This is a genomic window from Candidatus Pantoea deserta (genome assembly GCF_003813865.1).
Taxonomy (GTDB): Bacteria; Pseudomonadota; Gammaproteobacteria; order Enterobacterales; family Enterobacteriaceae; genus Pantoea; species Pantoea deserta.
The window spans coordinates 139,397-160,114 of record NZ_RMVG01000004.1 but is presented as its reverse complement, the minus strand read 5'-3'; the positions used below and the strand labels follow the sequence as shown (position 1 = coordinate 160,114).

The following is a 20,718-nucleotide window of genomic DNA, read 5'->3' as shown; positions in this document are numbered from 1 at the left end:
GCATTAAGAGATTTTAACGTGGCGAAGAATATTCAAGCTATCCGCGGCATGAACGACTACCTGCCGGCAGACACGGCTATCTGGCAACGGATTGAAGGTACGCTCAAGCAGGTGCTGGCCAGCTACGGCTACAGCGAAATCCGCATGCCGATCGTCGAACAAACTCCGCTTTTCAAACGCGCCATCGGCGAAGTGACCGATGTGGTTGAAAAAGAGATGTACACCTTTGACGACCGCAACGGCGAGAGCCTGACGCTACGCCCGGAAGGGACCGCTGGCTGCGTGCGCGCCGGTATTGAACATGGGCTGCTCTACAATCAGGAGCAGCGTCTGTGGTACATGGGCCCCATGTTTCGCTACGAGCGTCCGCAGAAAGGCCGCTATCGTCAGTTCCACCAGATGGGCGCTGAAGTCTTTGGTCTGCAAGGCCCGGATGTCGACGCCGAGCTGATTATGCTGACCGCGCGCTGGTGGAAAGCGCTGGGCATCGCCGATCACGTGCGCCTGGAGCTTAACTCTATCGGCTCGCTTGAGGCGCGCGCTAACTATCGCGAAGCGCTGGTGGCCTTCCTTGAGCAGCATAAAGAGACGCTGGACGAAGACAGCAAGCGCCGTATGTACAGCAACCCGCTGCGCGTGCTGGACAGTAAAAATCCCGAAGTACAGACGCTACTCAACGATGCGCCGCAGCTGATGGATCATCTCGACAGCGAATCTCGCGAGCATTTTCAGGGGCTGTGCGCTCTGCTGGACGACGCAGGCATCGCCTATACCGTCAATCAGCGCCTGGTGCGCGGTCTCGACTACTATAACCGCACCGTTTTTGAGTGGGTGACCGAGAGCCTCGGCGCGCAGGGCACGGTGTGCGGCGGCGGACGTTACGACGGTCTGGTCGAGCAGCTGGGCGGCCGCGCAACGCCAGCCGTGGGTTTTGCAATGGGCATGGAGCGTCTGGTGCTGCTGGTTCAGGCCGTGAATCCTGAATTTGAACCGACGCGCGTTGTTGATGTCTATGTTATCGCTTCGGGCCAGGGTGTTCAGTCTGCTGCTATGCAGCTGGCGGAAACATTGCGCGACGAAGCGCCGGAACTGAAGCTGATGACAAACTTCGGCGGCGGCAACTTTAAGAAACAGTTTGCGCGCGCTGACAAATGGGGCGCTCGCATTGCGCTGGTTGTCGGCGAGGACGAAGTTAAGGCGGGTCAGGTCGTAATCAAAGATTTGCGCAGCGGCGATCAACAAACGCTGCCGCAGACAGAGGCTGCTGCTGCATTGCGCACGCTGTTGCAGTAAGCGTGGCACGGCGCCAACCAGAGAAAGGAGAGGGATCGCGTGGAAGTCTATAGCAATGAAAACGAGCAGGTTGACGCGTTACGTCGCTTTTTTGCCAACAATGGCAAGGCGCTGGCGGTCGGCGTGATCATCGGCATTGCCGCGCTGGGCGGCTGGCGTTACTGGGCCAGCCATGAAGACAGCGCATCAAAAGCGGTTTCAGCGCAGTACCAGCAGCTGACCAGCGCTATGAAAGCCGATCAGCCCGCAACGCTGGACGCGGTGGCTAAATTCGCTAATGAGAACAGCAACACCTACGGCGCGCTGGCGGCGATGGACGTGGCGAAACAGTATGTGGATGCTAACCAGCTGGATAAGGCCTCTTCCCTGCTGGAAAATAGCCTGAAAAATACCAAAGATGCCAATTTGCAGGCGGTTATTAACCTGCGCCTGGCACGCATTCAACTGCAACAGAATCAGGCGGATGCCGCGCTTAAAACCCTTGACGCTGTTAAGGGCGATGGCTGGACAGCCATTGTCGCGGATATTCGGGGCGAAGCGCTGCTAAGCAAAGGCGATAAGCAGGGCGCTCGCGAGGCGTGGAGCAAGGGCGTTGATTCAAACGCCTCTCCGGCGCTGAAGCAAATGATGCAGATGAAGATGAATAACTTAAGCTAAGCCAGTCAAGAGAGAGCGCATGGAATTACGTAAATACCTGCTGCCGGGGCTGATTTCAGTCACTCTGCTCAGCGGTTGCTCGCTGTTCAGCGGCGAAGAAGATGTAGTGAAAATGGCCCCGCTGCCGAAGGTGGAAAATCAGTTTACGCCGCAGGAAGCGTGGAGCACCTCGGTCGGCGATGGCATCGGCGACTTTTACTCTAACCTGCATCCGGCATGGCAGGACAATACCGTATTCGCGGCGGATCGTTTTGGCGTGGTGAAAGCGCTGGATGCGTCCAGCGGCAAAGAGAAATGGAAGGTCGATCTCGCTGAGAAAACCGGCTTCTTTTCGAAAAACATCTCCGCGTTGCTTTCCGGCGGCATAACCGCCGCAGGCGATCATATTTATATCGGCAGCGAACGCGGCCAGCTCTTTGCGTTGAACAGCAGCGATGGCAGCATCGCCTGGCAGACGCAGGTAGCGGGTGAGGCCCTGTCGCGACCGGTTATCAGCGACGGTCTGGTGCTGGTGCACACCAGCAACGGCATGTTGCAGGGGCTGGATCAGAGCAGCGGCGCGGTGAAGTGGAGCGTTAACCTTGATATGCCTGCGCTGTCGCTGCGCGGCGAGTCCGCGCCTGCGGTGGCCTTCGGCGGCGCGATCGTCGGCGGCGATAATGGTCGCGTCAGCGCGGTGATTATGAATCAGGGCCAGCTTATCTGGCAGCAGCGTATTTCCCAGCCAAGCGGCGCGACTGAAATCGATCGTCTTAACGATGTCGATACCACGCCGGTCATTGTTAACGGGGTAGTCTACGCTCTGGCTTACAACGGCAATCTGACTGCGCTCGATCTGCGCTCTGGTCAGATCCTGTGGAAACGCGAAATCGGCGGCGTGAAAGATCTGATTGTCGATGCGGGCCGTATCTATCTGGTGGATCAGGACGACCGCGTGATCGCTCTGAACGCAGACGGCGGCGTCGCTATCTGGCGTCAGAGCGATCTGCTGCATCGCAATCTGACGGCGCCGGTGCTGTTCAACGGCTATCTGGTTGTGGGCGACAGCGAAGGGTATCTGCACTGGCTCAACACCACGGATGGCCGTTTTGTTGCTCAGCAGAAGCTGGACAGTGATGGCTTCCAGACTGAACCCGTCGTAGCCAGCGACAAGCTGATTATTCAGGCCAAAGGCGGCGAGGTTTACGCGATTACGCGTTAACCGGTCACCGGGATTCGCCTTCCGAATAACGGCTCCTGACGCGTCAGGGGCCGTTTCGTTTTTAGTCAGGCATGATATTCTTAGCGCCTTCAGCCTGAACCTGGCGGTTAAAACCGTTATAATCACGCCATTCGGGCGATTAATTTTTTTATTGAGGCACTGTTATGATTCCTGTGGTCGCGCTGGTTGGGCGTCCCAATGTGGGGAAATCCACGCTGTTTAACCGTTTGACGCGCACTCGTGATGCGCTGGTAGCGGATTTTCCTGGACTGACTCGCGATCGCAAATATGGTCGCGCCGAAGTAGAAGGGCGCGAATTTATTGTTATTGATACCGGCGGTATCGATGGCACTGAAGAGGGCGTCGAAACGCGTATGGCTGAGCAGTCGCTGCTGGCGATTGAAGAAGCCGACGTCGTACTGTTTATGGTGGATGCGCGCGCGGGCCTGATGCCTGCGGACAAGCAGATCGCTAACCATATCCGTTCGCGCCAGAAACCGACTTTTCTGGTCGCCAACAAAACGGACGGTCTCGATCCTGATTCGGCAGTGGCCGATTTCTACTCGCTGGGACTGGGAGAAATCCACGCCATTGCAGCCTCTCATGGCCGCGGCGTAACCAGCCTGCTGGAAACCGCTCTGCTGCCGTGGATGGATGAAATCGATCCGCGTGAAGTCACCGAAGAAGACGAAAACGAAGCCTACTGGGCGGCGCTAGCGGCGGAAGAGAACGGCGAAACGCTGGAGGAAGAGGAAGAAGAGGATTTCGATCCCACCGGGCTGCCGATCAAGCTGGCGATTGTCGGACGTCCTAACGTCGGCAAATCGACGCTGACAAACCGTATTCTTGGCGAAGACCGTGTCGTGGTGTACGACATGCCCGGCACCACCCGTGACAGCATTTACATCCCGATGGAGCGTGATGACCGCGAATATATTCTGATTGATACTGCGGGCGTGCGTAAGCGCGGCAAAATTACCGATACGGTTGAAAAGTTTTCGGTGATTAAAACGCTACAGGCGATCGAAGACGCTAACGTGGTCATGCTGGTAATTGACGCGCGCGAAGGCATCTCAGATCAGGATCTGTCGCTGCTTGGCTTTATCCTCAACAGCGGCCGTTCGCTGGTGATTGTGGTTAACAAATGGGATGGCCTGACGCAGGAGATCAAGGACCAGGTTAAAGAGACGCTGGACTACCGTCTGGGCTTTATCGATTTTGCCCGGGTGCACTTTATCTCTGCGCTGCACGGCAGCGGCGTGGGCAACCTGTTCGAATCCGTTACGGAAGCCTACGACTGCTCGACCAAACGTGTTAACACCTCTTTGCTGACGCGCATTATGAACATGGCTGCGGAAGACCATCAGCCGCCGCTGGTGCGGGGCCGTCGCGTGAAGCTGAAATACGCCCATGCCGGTGGCTACAATCCGCCTATCGTGGTGATCCACGGTAATCAGGTGAAAGATCTGCCGGACTCCTACAAGCGTTATCTGATGAACTACTTCCGTCGTTCGCTGAACGTGATGGGAACGCCGATTCGTATTCAGTTCAAAGAGGGCGATAACCCCTTTGCGGGCAAACGTAATCTGCTGACGCCGAATCAGCAGCGTAAGCGTAAGCGTTTGATTTCGCATCTGAAAAAGAATAAGCGATAAAAAAAGGGACCGAAAGGTCCCTTTTTCTTTTGCGAAGGTATTGATAGACGGCTGTCTGCTTACACATTTTCTTACAACCTCTGGCAGTTTTACACCTCTTGCAGGAAGCATATAAATTGAGTCACTTATCCGCTTGTTTGTAGCAAAAATGCTATTGCTACGTTTACTTCACGTTATAGATGTTCACCTTATTATGTACCAGGTGGTACAATCCTGGCCCGTATTGTCGCGAGGGCGAAAAACGCTTATTGCCTCCTCGTTCACAATGCCTGCAACCCGGACACAGGTCCGTATCATTACCAAGTAAAATAAAGCTATCTCCGGCCCGTCAGACGCCGCTGCGCCTCAGCCGCCTTTCCCGGAAGGTAAGAGGTATCCGCTTTATTTTTTCAGGAGAGTTTGTGTTATGGCTGAAACATCATCCCGATCCAGCAAAGGATTGGGTATCTGGTCTATTTTGCTGGGGCTGGTGCTGCTGGCGATTGGCCTGTTCTTTGCTATCGGCGGCGGCAAGCTGGTATCGCTTGGCGGAAGCTGGTACTTCCTGATCGCCGGTATTGTGACGCTGCTGTCGGCAATTCAGTTCTTCCGTCGTAAGTCCTCTGCCGTCGTCCTGTTTATTCTGGTCTTTGTCGGCACGCTGATTTGGGCGCTGGCTGATGCGGGCTGGTCATTCTGGCCGCTGGTATCGCGTCTGATGGTGCCGTCAGGCCTGATGCTGCTGGCCTTTTTAACCTGGCCTGCGCTGCGTAAGCGCGAAGGAAAATCGTCTCTGGCGAAAGTGTCTTACGTGCTGTCCGCCGTTATCGCGGTCGGCATGGTCGGTACGCTGGTGCAGATGTTCCAGCCTCATCCTACCGTCGCCTTCACCGGCAAAGAGCTGCCGCTTATCCCGGTCGATAAAAGCAAGCCGCAGCAGGACTGGAGCAACTATGGCCGCACGCCGGGCGGCGACCGCTTTGTCGCTGCCGATCAAATCACGCGCGACAACGTGAAAGATTTGCAGGTCGCCTGGACTTTCCATACCGGCGATACGCCGATCAGCCCGACCGGCAACGGCGCGGAAGATCAGCAAACGCCGTTGCAGATAGGCAATACTCTTTATCTCTGTACGCCGCACAACAACGTGATTGCGGTGGAAGCGGACAGCGGTAAGCAGATCTGGAAGCGCGAGATTAACGCACAGGCCGAAGTCTGGCCGCGCTGCCGTGGCCTGGCCTACTTTGACGCCACCAAACCGCTGACTCAGCCGAGCAAGCCGGGTTCTACCCCGGTCCCTGCCGCGACCCTGGCCGCGGGCGATACCTGTCAGCGTCGTATTCTGATGAACACCATTGATGCGCGTCTGATCGCCATCAACGCCGATAACGGCGAGTTCTGTGAGAACTTCGGTAATCACGGCGTGGTGAACCTCAAAGAGGGTCTGGGCGAAGCGCAGGATCCGAAATACCAGCTGACGTCAGCGCCGACGCTGGCGGGCACCACTGTGGTGGTCGGCGGTCGCGTTGCGGACAACGTGCAGACCGATATGCCAGGCGGCGTACTGCGCGGTTTTGATGTCATTACCGGCCAGCAGCGCTGGGCGTTTGACCCAGGCAACGTCGATCCCAACGCCGTGCTGATGCCAGGTGAGAACTACAAGCGCAGCACCCCGAACTCCTGGGCGCCGATGTCCTACGATCCGGCGATGAACACCGTGTTTATCCCGATGGGCAGCTCTTCTGTGGACCTGTGGGGAGCCAATCGCACCGCGCTGGATCATAAATACGGCGCATCCGTGCTGGCGCTTGATGCGACCACCGGTAAAGAGAAGTGGGTTTACCAGACCGTGCATAACGATCTGTGGGACTTCGACCTGCCGATGCAGCCGAGCCTGGTTGACTTCCCGATGAAGGATGGCACCACTAAGCCTGCCGTGGTTATCGGCGGCAAAACCGGTATGATCTTCGTGCTGGATCGCGAAACCGGCAAGCCTCTGACGAAAGTCGAAGAGCTGCCGATGCCGCAGGGCCATATTCCCAACGAGCAGTACACGAAAACGCAGCCGCACTCTACCGAGATGCCGCAGATCGGCAACCAGACGCTGACCGAGTCAGACATGTGGGGCGCAACGCCGTTTGATCAGCTGGCATGCCGTATCGCCTTTAAATCGATGCGCTATAACGGTCTGTTCACCGTGCCGGATACCGACAAATCGCTCAGCTTCCCAGGTTCGCTTGGCGGCATGAACTGGGGCAGCATGTCGTTTGATCCCAACAACCAGTACATGTTCGTCAACGATATGCGTTTGGGCCTGTGGGTACAGATGATCCCGGCCGATACCAAAAACATCGCGCGCGGCAGCAACGGCGGCGAAGCCATCAATACCGGTATGGGCGCCGTTCCCCTGAAAGGCACGCCTTACGCGGTAAACAAAAACCGCTTTATGTCGCCGCTGGGTATCCCGTGTCAGGCTCCGCCGTTCGGCACGTTGTCTGCAATTGATATGAAGACGCGTAAAATCGTCTGGCAGGTACCGGTAGGTACGGTACAGGATACCGGTCCGTTTGGTATTAAAATGCATGCGCAGATGCCAATTGGTATGCCGACGCTGGGCGGAACCCTGGCGACGCAGGGCGGCCTGGTGTTTATCGCCGGTACGCAGGATTACTATCTGCGCGCCTTCGACAGCTCGACGGGTAAAGAGGTGTGGAAAGCACGCCTGCCGGTGGGCAGCCAGGGCGGACCCATCAGCTACGTTTCGCCGAAAAACGGTAAACAGTACATTCTGATCTCCGCAGGCGGTGCGCGTCAGTCGCCAGATCGCGGCGACTATGTTATTGCCTATGCGCTGCCGTAACGGCTAAGCGTTATTAACAAACCCCGCGCTTCGGCGTGGGGTTTTTTATTTTGCGCGCAAGAAAATGTAAGGGTGACGGCAGTTGCAAAAATGGTTGAGAAGCCGTCCGCTAAGCGAAAGCGTGCGGATTGGGTAGGGAAGAGCAACGGGTATAATCGCCCCGGCGCTTGAGGCTTCTGCCTTGGGTGAGGAAACATCGCTGGTTGTCAGGCAGAAAGAAGAAAGCCCCGTAGCTAATTTTCATTAACCCACGAGGCTGCCCAACTGTCCGAACAACAGCAGGGTAGCCTCTTACCGCGCTCTGCGCAAGGAGGAGTGACCATGAAATTGCCACAGATAACGCTGGTTTGTTGCGTATTACTGGTGTGTCTCACACTTTTAATCTTTACCTGGCTTACGCGGAAATCGCTGTGCGAAATCCGCTACCGGGATAACCAGCGCGAGGTGGCTGCTTCAATGGCTTACGAATCTGGTAAGTAGCAACCGTAAGGCGGGGAGAAATCCCTGCCTTTACCGGCTGTTGACTGGACAGGTCTGAAGCGCCTTCATAAGGCCGCTGCTCACGCGGCGGCCTTTTTTAGTTGTCAGGCTGGTCGCCATCGCGCCACAGCGCTTCCAGCTCCGGCGGCGCGACCTGCTCCGGAATGAGCAGGACGATAGTGCCGACTTCGCGGTGCGTGGCGTAGCTGATTTGAATGCGGAAATAGCGTTGGTCGCTGCGTCCGATTTCCGGCGCTTTATCTTCAGGCTCGCCCAGGGGAAGCGCTTGCTCCAGAACCTGACAGACGCGCTGTTTTTGCGGCTGAGGGAGCTGAGCCAGCGCGAAGCGCCGCGCGCCGCGCAGGCCGGGAATAAACGCCAGCCCGCCTTCACGTTCGACCTCGATGACCGCGTCGTCAGTCAGTTCAGGAAAGGAACTCATAGCACGCCAACCTCCTTCCACGCCTGTTCAATAGATTGCGCCACAGAGCGATTAAAGCGGCGTTCGCCATGTTGAATGGTCAGGCGGGCAAAGGTCACGAAATCGGCATTCTGCGGCAGCGATTTGTCGCACACGGTGTCATACCAGGCCTGACCCGCCAGCTCCCATGCATAGCCGCCCAGCGCTTTTGCCGCCAGACAGAAAGCGCGGTTGGGTATGCCCGAATTGAGATGGACGCCGCCGTTATCTTCGCGCGTCTTCACATACTGATCCATATGGGCAGGCTGTGGATCTTTACCCAGCATCGGATCGTCATAAGCCGTTCCGGGTTCCGCCATCGATCGCAGGCCGCGCCCGTTGATGCCGCTCGCCAGCAGACCTTCGCCGATAATCCAGTCAGCGCTGTCGGCGCTCTGCTTCAGCTGATACTGCTTGACCAGCGAACCAAATACGTCGGAAAGCGACTCATTGAGCGCGCCTGACTGCTCAAAGTAGATTAGCCCGGCTTCCGTCTCGGTGACGCCATGCGCCAGTTCGTGCGCCACGACATCAATGGCGATGGTAAAGCGATTGAAAATTTCGCCATCGCCGTCGCCAAATACCATCTGCTGTCCGTTCCAGAAGGCATTCTGATATTCCTTGCCGTAATGAACGGTACCGAGCAGTTTCAGCCCCTGATTGTCGAGCGAGTTGCGCTGGTAGGTTTGCCAGAAAAAATCGTAGGTGACGCCGAGATAATCCCACGCCTCTTTCGCGGCAATGTCGCCGTTGTCTGGCTGGCCCTCGCTGCGCAGAAGTTCTCCAGGCAGGTTCTGGGTGTTTTTCGCATCATAAATTTCACGGTCAACATGACCGCCTGCCGCGGTTTGCGGCGCGATCGGCTTCTGCCAGTTCTCGGCCATCAGATGTTGAACGTGCACCAGCGTGCGGCGCGCATAATCCTGTTGATGACTGGAACCGTTGGCCACGATGTTACGCAGCATATAAGGGGGGATAACGCTATAAATCATACCGGACTCCCTGGCACAAGTAATGTGTCAAAAAGTATAGTCTTTGTTCAGGAAGCGGTTTTACGGCGTCGCTTTTTTTCTGGCTGGATGCTGGTTACCTGGCTTTCCACCCAGCCGTCGTCAAGGCGTGTACGCAGGGTATCGCCGCTGTGCAGCTGGTCGGTTTTTTTCACCACCTGTCCTGATATATCGGTGGTGACGCTGAAGCCGCGCGCCAGGGTGGCCAGCGGGCTGACAGCTTCAAGCTGCCCCGCCAGCACCGCAAAGCGCTGACGATCCTGATTAAGCTGTTTTTCCATGCCCTGCCGCAGGCGATAATGTATCTGCTCCAGCTGGCGCTGCGCCTGGAACAACCGCGGCTGCGGCTGTTGCGCGGCAAGACGCTGCGTCAGGCGATCCTGCTGGCGCGTGGTCTGACGCAGCCGGCTCTCCATTGCTTCGCTTAGACGCTGCTGGAGTCGAAACAGGGCCGTCTGCTGTCGCGCGACGCGCAGCTGCGGATGCTGCTGCTGCAGGCGATGCTCAATGCGCGTGAAGCGGCGTTGTTGCTGCGCCAGATAATAATCCATCGCCATTTCCAGCCGTTGTTGCTGTGAAAGTAACTGTCTCAGCAATTCAGTCTGATTTCTGCTCACTATTTCAGCAGCGGCGGAAGGGGTAGGCGCGCGCAGGTCGGCAACAAAGTCCGCGATGGTGACGTCGGTTTCATGGCCTACGGCGCTGACCACCGGAATACGGCTGGCAAAGATAGCGCGTGCGACGCGCTCTTCGTTAAAGCTCCATAAATCTTCCAGCGAACCGCCGCCGCGTCCGACAATCAGCACATCGCATTCGGCACGCTGATTCGCCAGCTCGATAGCGCGGACGATAGCGTCTGGCGCATCCGCGCCCTGAACCGGAGTGGGATAGATAATCACGGGCAGCGAGGGATCGCGGCGGTGCAGCACGCGCAGCACGTCGTGCAGCGCCGCGCCGGTTGCTGAGGTAATGACGCCAACCTGCTTCGCCGGTTCAGGCAGCGGCTGCTTGTGCTGCTGGTCGAACAGCCCTTCGCCTGCCAGCTTCGCCTTTAACAGCTCAAACTGCTGCTGTAGCGCGCCTTCGCCCGCCGGATGCATGCTCTCGATAATCAGCTGATAGTCGCCGCGCGGCTCATACAGCGTAATGGTGGCGCGTACCAGAATTTGCTGACCGTGCTGAGGCCGAAAGGTTACGCGACGATTGCTGTTGCGGAACATGGCGCAGCGCACCTGCGCGCCGTCGTCTTTCAGGGTGAAGTACCAGTGTCCGGAAGCGGGCTGGGAAAAATTGGAGATCTCCGCGCTCAGCCACACCTGGCCCATCTCATTTTCCAGCAGCTGACGCACCGTGGTGTTCAGGCGGCTAACGGTAAAAACACTGGTAACTGGCGGTAGCGACATGTGATGGAGATCAAATAGTAAATCAGGAGGTTAATTAACCGATACTACATGGCTGATAGCGAGGATCAAGACTTTTTCTAAAATAATGCTGGAGGCAAACGATTACGGCCTGTATAATGCCGCGGCAATATTTTATCTGTTCTCATTCACCCCCAGGTTGAGATATTGCCATGCTAAGAATCGCTAAAGAAGCCCTTACTTTCGACGACGTTCTGCTCGTTCCTGCTCACTCCACCGTTCTGCCGAACACGGCCGATCTCAGCACTCAGCTGACGAAAAATATTCGTCTCAATATTCCCATGCTCTCTGCCGCTATGGATACCGTAACCGAAGCGGGACTGGCTATTGCGCTAGCGCAGGAAGGCGGTCTGGGCTTTATTCACAAAAACATGTCGATTGAGCGCCAGGCGGAAGAAGTTCGCAAGGTGAAGAAGCATGAAAGCGGCGTGGTAACAGAACCACAAACCGTCCTGCCGACCACGACGCTGGCAGAGGTGAAAGCCCTGACCGAACGTAATGGCTTCGCCGGTTATCCGGTGGTGAACGAAAGCAATGAGCTGGTGGGCATTATTACCGGTCGTGACGTGCGCTTCGTGACCGATCTGACCCAGCCGGTTACCGCCGTGATGACGCCGAAAGCACGCCTGGTGACGGTGAAAGAGGGCGAAGCCCGCGACGTCGTCCTGCAAAAAATGCACGAAAAGCGCGTTGAAAAAGCGCTGGTGGTGGATGACAGCTTCCATCTGCTGGGCATGATCACCGTAAAAGATTTCCAGAAAGCCGAACGTAAACCCAACGCCTGTAAAGATGCGCAGGGCCGTCTGCGCGTTGGCGCGGCAGTAGGAGCGGGCGCAGGCAACGAAGAGCGCGTTGACGCGCTGGTCGCCGCAGGCGTTGACGTACTGCTGATCGATTCGTCACACGGTCATTCTGAGGGCGTGCTGCAACGCATTCGCGAAACCCGCGCGAAATATCCGGACCTGGATATTATCGGCGGTAACGTGGCCACTGGCGCCGGCGCGCTGGCGCTGGCGAAAGCGGGCGTAAGCGCGGTGAAAGTCGGTATCGGCCCTGGCTCAATCTGCACCACGCGTATCGTGACCGGCGTAGGCGTGCCGCAGATTACGGCGGTTTCAGACGCGGTTGAGGCGCTGGAAGGCACCGGCATTCCGGTTATCGCCGACGGCGGTATCCGTTTCTCTGGCGACATCGCCAAAGCTATCGCTGCTGGCGCGGCAGCCGTCATGGTCGGTTCTATGCTGGCCGGTACTGAAGAGTCGCCTGGCGAAATCGAACTCTATCAGGGGCGCGCATTTAAATCCTATCGCGGCATGGGTTCGCTGGGCGCGATGTCCAAAGGGTCATCTGACCGTTACTTCCAGACAGACAACGCCGCTGACAAACTGGTGCCGGAAGGAATTGAGGGCCGCGTAGCCTATAAAGGCCGCCTGAAAGAGATCGTTCATCAGCAAATGGGCGGCCTGCGCTCCTGCATGGGTCTTACCGGTTGTCCGACTATCGACGATCTGCGCACCAAAGCGGAGTTCGTCCGCATCAGCGGCGCGGGCATCAACGAAAGCCATGTACACGATGTGACCATTACCAAAGAATCACCGAACTATCGTATGGGATCCTGATCCCGCTAGTTTTATCGCCCGGCTTAAGCCGGGCGCTTTCATTATCTAGTTACCCGTTCTGGAAACGCCTCAATGACGACGGAAAATATTCATAAGCATCGCATTCTGATTCTCGATTTTGGTTCTCAATACACGCAACTGGTTGCACGCCGCGTACGCGAGCTGGGCGTGTACTGTGAACTCTGGGCATGGGATGTCACCGAAGAGCAGATCCGCCAGTTCAACCCGAACGGCATTATTCTTTCCGGCGGCCCGGAAAGCACCACTGAATTTAACAGCCCGCGCGCGCCGGAATATGTGTTTAACGCCGGCGTGCCGGTGCTGGGCGTATGCTACGGCATGCAGACCATGGCCATGCAGCTGGGCGGTAAAGTTGAAGGCTCCAGCGAGCGCGAGTTCGGCTATGCGCAGGTCGAAGTGAAAACCCAGAGCGCGCTGATCCGCGACATCGAAGACGCTATCAGCGCCGCAGGCAAACCGCTGCTCGACGTGTGGATGAGCCACGGCGATAAAGTGACCGCTATTCCGTCTGACTTTGTTACCGTCGCCAGCACGGAAACCTGTCCGTTCGCCATTATGGCCAACGAAGAGAAGCGTTTCTACGGCGTGCAGTTCCACCCGGAAGTGACTCACACTCGTCAGGGGCTGCGTATGCTGGAGCGTTTCGTGCTCGATATTTGCGAGTGCGAAGCCCTGTGGACGCCGGCGAAAATCATTGAAGATGCGGTAGAGCGTCTGCGTGAGCAGGTTGGCGACGATAAGGTGATCCTCGGCCTGTCCGGCGGCGTCGATTCGTCCGTAACGGCCATGCTGCTGCATCGCGCCATCGGCGAGCGTCTGACCTGCGTATTCGTTGACAACGGTCTGCTGCGCCTGAACGAGGCGGAGCAGGTGATGGATATGTTCGGCGATCATTTCGGTCTGAATATCGTCCACGTTCCGGCTGAGGGCCGTTTCCTCGATGCGCTGGCAGGTGAAAACGATCCGGAAGCCAAACGTAAAATCATTGGTCGCGTCTTTGTTGAAGTTTTCGATGAAGAGGCCTCTAAGCTTACCGACGTGAAATGGCTGGCGCAGGGGACCATTTATCCTGACGTCATCGAATCCGCCGCTTCTGCAACAGGCAAAGCGCACGTCATTAAATCGCACCATAACGTGGGCGGCCTGCCGAAAGAGATGAAGCTGGGTCTGGTCGAGCCGCTGAAAGAGCTGTTTAAAGACGAAGTGCGTAAGATCGGTCTGGAGCTGGGTTTGCCGTACGATATGCTCTATCGCCATCCGTTCCCTGGACCGGGTCTGGGCGTGCGCGTGCTGGGCGAAGTGAAGAAAGAGTACTGCGATCTGCTGCGTCGCGCGGATGCGATCTTCATTGAAGAGTTGCGTAAAGCCGATCTCTACAATAAAGTCAGCCAGGCGTTCACCGTATTTCTGCCGGTGCGTTCAGTGGGCGTAATGGGTGACGGTCGTAAATATGACTGGGTAGTCTCGCTACGTGCGGTGGAAACCATCGACTTTATGACGGCGCACTGGGCGCACCTGCCGTATGATTTCCTTGGCCGCGTATCTAACCGAATCATTAACGAGGTCAACGGTATTTCCCGCGTCGTGTACGATATTAGCGGCAAGCCGCCGGCGACGATTGAGTGGGAATGATCCCGCGTCAGGCAACAGCCAGCGCCTGACGGAATAAAACTATTCAGGCCCGCAATATTGCGGGCTTTTTTATTTTTCCAGCAACCTTTTTATTATTTCCGCAGCCTGACTGGTCGATGGTTGACATATTTTAAATAACGGTCTTGTATTCTTTTTCTGATAACTTCTTCTGGTGATATTATCCGCTATTTGCCTTTTTACTGTCATGTGATAGCATGGCGAAAAGGAGAGGGTTATTATGATGCCGCGTTTCCCTGCCACTCGTTTTCAGGGTTCTAAAAGAAAAATTCTTCCTGAGATTGCTGCGCTTTTAAATAATGAACGGTGTGACTTTGTTATTGATCTGTATTCCGGGTCAGGTATTGTCTCGCTGCTGTTCCGCTATCTGGGTAAGACGGTGCTGGCTAATGATTATTTAAAATATAATCAAAATACCGCCGGGCTTTTTCTGACTTTTTCTAAAAGCGAACTGGCTGAACTGGACGCGGAAGCGGACTTGAATTTCTTGCTCCGGCATGTTCCGGATGGCCGGAAAAGTATTGTCTCTGATGAATTTGCAGGCGTCTATTTTACCGAAAGTGAAAACGCTGAAATCGACAACTTTTGTCATAATATAAATGAGTATGCGGGTTTCAAAAAGTCGCTATATATTTACGCGGTTGGACAGGCGCTTATTAAAAAAAGACCTTATAATCTGTTTCATCGCGCAAATCTTGATATGCGTCTTAAAGACGTTAAACGATCCTTTGGCAACGCCAGGACGTGGGAAACCGCTATCGGCGAGCATGCTTTAAAGTGCATAAAGGAGCTTGCTGCGCTTCCTGAACTGGGCGACAAAGGCAACAAAGCAATCAGCGTCGATACGGCGAACATAGAGAGCTTTCCTCAGCATTACGACATAGTCTATATGGACCCGCCATACATTAACGGCAAGCTGGTGCCCGTTAACTACTCTAATTTCTATCATTTTTTAGAGGGCCTGTGTAACTACGAGCTTTACCTGAAAAATGATAAACGCTACCCGCACAGACCTATTGTTAACTTTGACAGCGCCTGGCATAAGCGGGATTCGGCGCTAGCCATGCTGGAGCGGATATGTAAGCACTTTTCTCGCTCGACCATAATCATGAGTTACCGAAGCGACGGCGTCCCCACGCCAGACGAGATGGCTGAGCTAATGCGCAGCTGTGGCAGAACCGTAGAGGTCCACTCTGCGGGCGAATATCAGTATGCGTTAAGTAAAAATAACCTGAACGAAGAGATTTTTATTATTGCCCGGCCATAACGGAGCGCAAGTAACTCGGTACTTGCGCTGAAAATTAAAAGAATCGCTGAAACAGAGGATGGCTCCACTGGCTGAAATCATCATTGATTTCCCTTACCAAATTTTCGTAGTTCTGCCAGTAAAAGTCGCAGACCTCTTTTACAAAGCGAAAACGCGCGAACGGGCCGCTGGTGGTGGAAAATTCCTCAGGGTGTCTGCGTTTGATGAAGCCAATACTGGCGGTGTTACCGCTTCCCGCGCGCAGTCTAACAACATCTGTTTTATTTCTGATAAAGATAGGCTGTAAGTCATTCGGGCATTTAATATCGCCAGCCTGAGGGGGTGTTGGTCAGGTCATACTCTTCGAAAGCGGAAATGCGGGAATAGATAAAGCCGATTACCCAGTGGTCCGTATAGGTAGAGTCGTGATGAACAATGTTTTTAGTATCATTACGAATGAATGATTTATAGCTTCCCGGCACAAGTCCCATCGGCCTGCCTGACAGATAACAGGTGGTTTTAATATCAATAGCGATACGCTGAATAATATGATTAAAATCATCAGATCTCGTTAAGGTAAAATCCGGGTAGGTTGTCTGATTGGCATTTTCAACGATAAAGCCATGCTCTCTGGCAATGGTTCTGAGTACCGGGCTCGATAATCTTTCAAAGATGGTATTAATAACCTTAGTATCATAGTCAATGGGATAGACGCGGTTTTACTCGTCGGTAAATCCCTGAATCTGCCAAGGCCCAGCCTGCGGTGTAGGTGTGAAATTTATCCTGAAAACGCTGTGGATTAATCATTGCTTCCCTTTTAATTGCTTAAGTCAAATACAGTGTTAAGTTCCGTTTCATTGCCTATTGCGAGGCGGGGCAAAGGTTTCAGTACGATATTTCTGACGCTGGATTCTGTGCCGCTCTTACAGGCTCTGATGAGGCGGCATAGTGCGGCCAGCCCTTGCTGTGACCATCCTTTCCGATTCCATAGCAAATTTATCCGCTGGCTAAAAGGCACTTTTAACCCTTTCCATAGCAGATTACTGGTTTTATTGGATGATAAGTCTACAGAGGATAAGTCTTATTATAGTTAATTCTGACATTGATAACTGAAGCGTTTTTTCTCAGACTAAATAAAAAACCTAACCTGCCGGAAAATAAACCCGGTTGCCAGGCAAAATTATTACAGGCGACAACCGCTGATTTGATTGAGCTGGTTTCAGGCGGGTAAATGCTGTCAGAACGGGCAAATAACAGCGAAATAGCACCGGCCGCACAGAGCGGTTACTTTGCACCATTTGCGGCTTTCACGCCGGAACGATAGCGCGAAATTAGCCTTTACGCTTACACTGGAGCTAATGAACAAAGGCATCACCCGATAAGTTAGCTGCATTCTCTCAGCCTTCCACTTCAGGAACTTCCCTATGCTGCCATTAAAGGCGCTGAGCCTGTTTATCTTTATGGTTATTCTGCTGTCCCTGGGCGCAAGTCTGGCGCAGGCCACGCGTCATGGCGACCTCTCTGGCTCCCAGGGCGGCTGGTGGTCAGCGCGGCGAGACTCCTCCGGACTGGCGCCCGATCCGCGTCGCTACGCCAGCCAGGCTATCGTTCAGGTGTATGCCGCGCCGACTTACGGCTGGAAAGGCGCCGTAGCGGTACATCCGTGGATTATTTTCAAGCGCGCAGGTGAAACGCGCTTTAATCGCTATGAGGTCATAAGCTGGGGCAGCGGCGAGAAAGTCAGGCGCAATAGTAATTTGCCCGACGGCTACTGGTACGGCGCAAAGCCGCGTTTGCTGGTAGAGCATCGGGGAGCCGACGCGGAGGCGATGATCCCGCGCATTGAAGCCGCCATACACTCTTATCCCTGGCCGAACACCTATCATGCCTGGCCGGGTCCCAACAGCAATACTTTCCTTGCGCATATTGGCCGGGAAGTCCCGGCGTTAAAACTTGATCTGCCCGCCAATGCCGTCGGCAAAGACTATCGACCTCTGTGGCGTCCGATTGGTTTACCTCCGTCGGGGCGCGGGATTCAGGTCTCTGTTCTGGGCGTGGCTGGCGTGACGCTGGGGGCGGAAGAGGGGTTCGAACTTAACGTGCTGGGACTTAATATGGGGCTGGATTTTACCCCGCTACGCCTGCGTCTGCCTTTTATCGGCGGTATCGGCAGCGAAAACGTTCAGCAGGATAATCCGCCGGGCTGACTGCCCGGCGCACTTCTTAGCAAACGCCGAAATCGCCATCTTCGTGATAGAGGTTAACGCTGTCCGCTTTTACTTCAATCTCTTTTTTTGTGGCGTCATCCACGCGCGCGCACCACAAGGTTTCGCCTTCCACTCGCAGCACCAGCATCTTTGGGCCACCCGTTTTCGACTGCACTAAGTCATCAGTTTTAAACATGCTTTTCTCCTTTGGTTTTAAGCAAGTGTAGGGCGCGCGACCCGGCCCTGCATGAAATTTTTTGCGGCGTTTCTTCCAGGGTTTTCCTTAATTCCTCTGTTTTTCATGATTTAAGGCATGCTGCTGTTTGCATATAATCATTTTCATGGTTGTCAGTTGACAACCAATGGCGGCAGAGGTAAGGTTTGTGACGGAAAGAAGACGGCACCCCGATAAGGATATAGAAACAACGCTGCGCTATGCCGAAGCCTTTGGCTGGCGAATAGTGACGGCAGGGCATCATGGCTGGGGCAAAATGTACTGTCCCGCGCACACGCCAGCCTGCCGCTGTGGAGAGTTTTGCGTCACCGTTATCTGGAGTACGCCGCGCAATGCTTTCAACCACGCGCGGGCGCTGCGGCGAGTCGTGGATAAGTGCATTGCGCTACGCAAACTGCATTAAGGAGCACATATGGAATATGTTTTTACGCTGCGTTTTCAGCTGCCGGAGGCTCGGCTGGCGGAGGAGGAGCTGCTGGAAAGACTGGTTGAAGCAGGCTGTGACGATGCGCTGGTAGGGCTGGGGGTGCCGGGAAAAATCGCGCTGGAATTTACCCGCGAGGCCGTCAGCGCGCAGCAGGCGGTTCAGGGCGCGATAAAAGCGGTACAGCGCGCCATTCCAGACGCACAGCTGACGGAAGCGGCTCCCGACTATGTTGGCTTAACCGACGTGGCGGATATTATTGGGGTGTCGCGTCAAAATATGCGCAAGCTGATGCTCGCGCACAGCCCGCATTTCCCCTTGCCGGTGCACGACGGTAAAACGGCTATCTGGCATTTGGCAGATGTGCTGGAGTGGCTGAGCCAGCGCGGCAGCTATGATATTCCTGCCGCGACGCAGGATCTGGCGCAGGTGACGCGGCAGCTTAATGTGCAACAGGCCATACAGCGCTACGCGCACTGCATGGCCTGCGTGGCCAAAAATAAGGGTCAGTGATGCAGTAAAAACAGCGTCGCCAGGCCGAGAAAGATAAAGAATCCTCCGGTATCGGTAATGGCGGTGATAAGCACGCTGGAGCCGACGGCCGGATCGCGCTTTAATTTGGTCATAATCAACGGAATCAGGACGCCCATCAGCGCCGCCAGCAGCAGATTCAGCATCATCGCCAGCATCATCACGCCGCCCAGCTCCAGATTGTCGTACATCAGCCAGGTAATCAGCCCCATCGCGCCGCCCCAGAACAGGCCGTTGAGCAGCGCAACGCCGAGTTCGCGTATAATCAGAAACGAGAAGTTGCCCGGCTCAACCTGATGCAGCGCCAGGGCGCGAACGATCATAGTGATGGTCTGGTTGCCGGTATTCCCGCCGATGCCGGCGACGATAGGCATCAGCGTCGCCAGGGCCACCAGCTGAGAAATGGTGTCTTCGAACAGGCCAATCACGCGCGAGGCCACAAATGCGGTACAGAGGTTAATAGCCAGCCATGTCCAGCGGCGGCGCACGGCTTTACGTACCGGCGCAAAGACATCCTCTTCCTGGCTAATGCCGCCCATCCGGCGAATATTGCTCTCATTTTCTTCGTTGACCAGATCGACGACATCCTCAATGGTCACGCGGCCGATGAGCTTGCCTTTGGCGTCAATGACCGCCGCAGAGATAAGGTTATAGCGCTCAAATGCGCCCGCCGCGTCTTCAGCCTTGTCGTTAAGCTGGAAAGTAGTGGGCGACGTGTTCATCACCTCGTCCACGCGCTTTTTGGGCTTATTAAGCAGGATGTCAGTCAGCGGCAGCTCACCCAGCAGCAGGTTATTCTCATCGGTGATAAAAATTTTATCCGTACCGTTCGGCATGCTTTTCCTGTGGCGCAGGTAGCGCTGCACCGTAGCCAGCGTCACGTCAGCGCGCACCGTCAGGATATTGAAGTCCATGATGCGTCCGACGCGATCGCGGTCGAAATCTACCACGCTGAGTACGCGAGCGCGCTGGCCCGGCTCCAGCGATGCCAGCAAACGCCCGGTCAGATCGCGCGGCAGATAGCGCGCCAGCCATACCTGGTCGTCAATATCCAGCGGCTCAATGGCTTGCAGAATATCGCGGTCGCTCATTTCTTCCGTCAGGCTGGCCCAGACGGTTTCCGACGCTTCGACCAGCACGTGGCCGCGCTTTATCCCAGGAACCAGACGCCACAGCGCCTGACGGGCTTCTTCAGGCAGCGCTTCGAGAATATCGGCTAAGTCCGCAGCGTGCAGCCGATCGATGTCCTGCTTCAGCTCAGCCTGATGCGCCGCATTTTCACGTTGCTGTTCAGGGGACTGCTCGGAGGCTCTCTCCAGCAGCGCATCCACTAAATCAGGTTCACTGAGCAGCAGCGTCAGAATGCGGTGACGAATTTCAATTAAACGTTGAGTATGCGAGGCAGACATAACGAGTCCTTTGTGTCTGAAAGTTACAGCACGAAGTGTAGCGGTTCGCCTCGCAAAAGGGCGCAAAAAAACAAGCGGCTATTCAGGCTGCGTTTAAGCGACGTAGAGAAAGAACACGAAAGGCTAACGGCTGTCGCGAATAGTCGTGCTCAACGGCGCAGACTCCGGCGCAGCTTTTTTTTGCTGATGATGCTCAAAGGCGGCAGGCAGGATAAAGATCAGGCGGCTAACAAGAATAATAAAGCTAATCAGTAAAACGATCCGGGTAAAGGAACTGGTTCTGGGACGTCTTCGGGAAGGGATGGCGCTGTTCACGCGAGGTGTTTCCTGTAATGACCCTAACGGGCGATGACAACATTT

At 55.3% G+C, this 20,718-nt stretch carries 20 protein-coding genes; 12 read left to right on the top strand and 8 right to left on the bottom strand.

The genetic code is table 11. The annotated features are described in order from the left end of the window. Nucleotides 1-18 precede the first annotated feature (18 nt). The 6 genes from hisS (at nt 19) to BBB56_RS08275 (ending at nt 8,125) form a co-directional block, all read left to right on the top strand. Complete coding sequence (gene hisS, locus BBB56_RS08300) at nt 19-1,293, top strand: histidine--tRNA ligase (protein ID WP_123800486.1); 1,275 nt, start codon at nt 19-21, stop codon at nt 1,291-1,293. Between the two features lie 39 nt (nt 1,294-1,332). Then, on the top strand, nt 1,333-1,950 hold the full coding sequence (locus BBB56_RS08295) for a YfgM family protein (RefSeq protein ID WP_123800485.1): 618 nt from the start codon (nt 1,333-1,335) through the stop codon (nt 1,948-1,950). A gap of 19 nt (nt 1,951-1,969) precedes the next feature. After that, the gene (gene bamB, locus BBB56_RS08290) at nt 1,970-3,151 is read left to right on the top strand and encodes an outer membrane protein assembly factor BamB (RefSeq protein ID WP_123800484.1); all 1,182 of its coding nucleotides are present in this window, start codon (nt 1,970-1,972) and stop codon (nt 3,149-3,151) included. 164 nt (nt 3,152-3,315) lie between these two features. Continuing rightward, nucleotides 3,316-4,806 carry a ribosome biogenesis GTPase Der gene (gene der, locus BBB56_RS08285; protein WP_123800483.1) on the top strand — a complete coding sequence of 497 codons (1,491 nt, stop codon included), beginning with the start codon at nt 3,316-3,318 and terminating at the stop codon, nt 4,804-4,806. 406 nt (nt 4,807-5,212) lie between these two features. Beyond that, complete coding sequence (locus tag BBB56_RS08280) at nt 5,213-7,645, top strand: glucose/quinate/shikimate family membrane-bound PQQ-dependent dehydrogenase (RefSeq protein ID WP_123800482.1); 2,433 nt, start codon at nt 5,213-5,215, stop codon at nt 7,643-7,645. A 321-nt stretch (nt 7,646-7,966) separates the two neighbouring features. Next, on the top strand, nt 7,967-8,125 hold the full coding sequence (locus tag BBB56_RS08275; protein ID WP_123800481.1) for a type I toxin-antitoxin system Hok family toxin: 159 nt from the start codon (nt 7,967-7,969) through the stop codon (nt 8,123-8,125). Between the two features lie 97 nt (nt 8,126-8,222). Here BBB56_RS08275 and BBB56_RS08270 read toward each other — a convergent pair whose 3' ends face one another. From BBB56_RS08270 to xseA, 3 genes are read right to left on the bottom strand one after another with little or no spacing between them, the layout of a single operon-like run. After that, nucleotides 8,223-8,567 (bottom strand): protealysin inhibitor emfourin, encoded by a 345-nt coding sequence (locus tag BBB56_RS08270; protein ID WP_123800480.1) that lies wholly within the window; start codon nt 8,565-8,567, stop codon nt 8,223-8,225. After that, the gene (locus BBB56_RS08265) at nt 8,564-9,577 is read right to left on the bottom strand and encodes a M4 family metallopeptidase (protein ID WP_123800479.1); all 1,014 of its coding nucleotides are present in this window, start codon (nt 9,575-9,577) and stop codon (nt 8,564-8,566) included. The genes BBB56_RS08270 and BBB56_RS08265 overlap by 4 nt, the downstream gene beginning before the upstream one ends. A 47-nt stretch (nt 9,578-9,624) precedes the next feature. Then, nucleotides 9,625-10,998 carry an exodeoxyribonuclease VII large subunit gene (xseA, locus tag BBB56_RS08260; RefSeq protein WP_123800478.1) on the bottom strand — a complete coding sequence of 458 codons (1,374 nt, stop codon included), beginning with the start codon at nt 10,996-10,998 and terminating at the stop codon, nt 9,625-9,627. A 170-nt stretch (nt 10,999-11,168) separates the two neighbouring features. Between xseA and guaB the strand changes: the two genes are divergently transcribed. From guaB to BBB56_RS08245, 3 genes are all read left to right on the top strand, one after another. After that, nucleotides 11,169-12,635, top strand: coding sequence for an IMP dehydrogenase (gene guaB / locus BBB56_RS08255; RefSeq protein WP_123800477.1), 1,467 nt, complete (start codon nt 11,169-11,171; stop codon nt 12,633-12,635). A gap of 72 nt (nt 12,636-12,707) precedes the next feature. Next, nucleotides 12,708-14,288, top strand: a complete 1,581-nt coding sequence (guaA, locus tag BBB56_RS08250) for a glutamine-hydrolyzing GMP synthase (RefSeq protein ID WP_123800476.1) — start codon at nt 12,708-12,710, stop codon at nt 14,286-14,288. Between the two features lie 238 nt (nt 14,289-14,526). Continuing rightward, a complete protein-coding gene (locus BBB56_RS08245; protein WP_123800475.1) occupies nt 14,527-15,573 on the top strand; it encodes a DNA adenine methylase in 1,047 nt (348 codons plus the stop codon). A gap of 34 nt (nt 15,574-15,607) precedes the next feature. Here the strand turns inward: BBB56_RS08245 and BBB56_RS24055 are convergent, their stop codons facing one another. Beyond that, complete coding sequence (locus BBB56_RS24055) at nt 15,608-15,817, bottom strand: type II restriction endonuclease (RefSeq protein ID WP_505541172.1); 210 nt, start codon at nt 15,815-15,817, stop codon at nt 15,608-15,610. A gap of 55 nt (nt 15,818-15,872) precedes the next feature. Beyond that, nucleotides 15,873-16,256, bottom strand: a complete 384-nt coding sequence (locus BBB56_RS23960) for a type II restriction endonuclease (protein ID WP_123800575.1) — start codon at nt 16,254-16,256, stop codon at nt 15,873-15,875. A gap of 720 nt (nt 16,257-16,976) precedes the next feature. Between BBB56_RS23960 and BBB56_RS08230 the strand changes: the two genes are divergently transcribed. Beyond that, nucleotides 16,977-17,759 (top strand): DUF3750 domain-containing protein, encoded by a 783-nt coding sequence (locus tag BBB56_RS08230; RefSeq protein WP_123800474.1) that lies wholly within the window; start codon nt 16,977-16,979, stop codon nt 17,757-17,759. Nucleotides 17,760-17,775: 16 nt separating this feature from the next. Here BBB56_RS08230 and BBB56_RS08225 read toward each other — a convergent pair whose 3' ends face one another. Continuing rightward, complete coding sequence (locus BBB56_RS08225; protein ID WP_123800473.1) at nt 17,776-17,955, bottom strand: GDFGVC terminal motif YodC-like protein; 180 nt, start codon at nt 17,953-17,955, stop codon at nt 17,776-17,778. Between the two features lie 187 nt (nt 17,956-18,142). On the opposite strand from BBB56_RS08225, the gene BBB56_RS08220 reads away from it, so the two are divergent. Then, nucleotides 18,143-18,397 (top strand): hypothetical protein, encoded by a 255-nt coding sequence (locus BBB56_RS08220; RefSeq protein ID WP_233593004.1) that lies wholly within the window; start codon nt 18,143-18,145, stop codon nt 18,395-18,397. 9 nt (nt 18,398-18,406) lie between these two features. Continuing rightward, complete coding sequence (locus tag BBB56_RS08215; RefSeq protein WP_123800471.1) at nt 18,407-18,931, top strand: helix-turn-helix transcriptional regulator; 525 nt, start codon at nt 18,407-18,409, stop codon at nt 18,929-18,931. On the opposite strand, the gene mgtE is transcribed toward BBB56_RS08215, so the two are convergent. After that, a complete protein-coding gene (gene mgtE, locus BBB56_RS08210) occupies nt 18,925-20,358 on the bottom strand; it encodes a magnesium transporter (RefSeq protein WP_123800470.1) in 1,434 nt (477 codons plus the stop codon). The genes BBB56_RS08215 and mgtE overlap by 7 nt on opposite strands. Before the next feature lie 123 nt (nt 20,359-20,481). Continuing rightward, entirely contained in the window at nt 20,482-20,673 is a 192-nt protein-coding gene (locus BBB56_RS23740; RefSeq protein ID WP_123800469.1) for a YfgG family protein, read from the bottom strand. Between the last annotated feature and the right edge of the window lie 45 nt (nt 20,674-20,718).

What these genes read in the sequence shown, in the direction of transcription:
- xseA (WP_123800478.1), bottom strand. Translation starts at nt 10,998, where the DNA reads ATGTCGCTACCGCCAGTTACCAGTGTTTTTACCGTTAGCCGCCTGAAC.
- bamB (WP_123800484.1), top strand. Translation starts at nt 1,970, where the DNA reads ATGGAATTACGTAAATACCTGCTGCCGGGGCTGATTTCAGTCACTCTG.
- BBB56_RS08280 (WP_123800482.1), top strand. Translation starts at nt 5,213, where the DNA reads ATGGCTGAAACATCATCCCGATCCAGCAAAGGATTGGGTATCTGGTCT.
- BBB56_RS08270 (WP_123800480.1), bottom strand. Translation starts at nt 8,567, where the DNA reads ATGAGTTCCTTTCCTGAACTGACTGACGACGCGGTCATCGAGGTCGAA.
- BBB56_RS08265 (WP_123800479.1), bottom strand. Translation starts at nt 9,577, where the DNA reads ATGATTTATAGCGTTATCCCCCCTTATATGCTGCGTAACATCGTGGCC.
- guaB (WP_123800477.1), top strand. Translation starts at nt 11,169, where the DNA reads ATGCTAAGAATCGCTAAAGAAGCCCTTACTTTCGACGACGTTCTGCTC.
- BBB56_RS08215 (WP_123800471.1), top strand. Translation starts at nt 18,407, where the DNA reads ATGGAATATGTTTTTACGCTGCGTTTTCAGCTGCCGGAGGCTCGGCTG.
- BBB56_RS08275 (WP_123800481.1), top strand. Translation starts at nt 7,967, where the DNA reads ATGAAATTGCCACAGATAACGCTGGTTTGTTGCGTATTACTGGTGTGT.
- der (WP_123800483.1), top strand. Translation starts at nt 3,316, where the DNA reads ATGATTCCTGTGGTCGCGCTGGTTGGGCGTCCCAATGTGGGGAAATCC.
- BBB56_RS08230 (WP_123800474.1), top strand. Translation starts at nt 16,977, where the DNA reads ATGCTGCCATTAAAGGCGCTGAGCCTGTTTATCTTTATGGTTATTCTG.
- guaA (WP_123800476.1), top strand. Translation starts at nt 12,708, where the DNA reads ATGACGACGGAAAATATTCATAAGCATCGCATTCTGATTCTCGATTTT.
- mgtE (WP_123800470.1), bottom strand. Translation starts at nt 20,358, where the DNA reads ATGTCTGCCTCGCATACTCAACGTTTAATTGAAATTCGTCACCGCATT.
- BBB56_RS08225 (WP_123800473.1), bottom strand. Translation starts at nt 17,955, where the DNA reads ATGTTTAAAACTGATGACTTAGTGCAGTCGAAAACGGGTGGCCCAAAG.
- BBB56_RS08245 (WP_123800475.1), top strand. Translation starts at nt 14,527, where the DNA reads ATGATGCCGCGTTTCCCTGCCACTCGTTTTCAGGGTTCTAAAAGAAAA.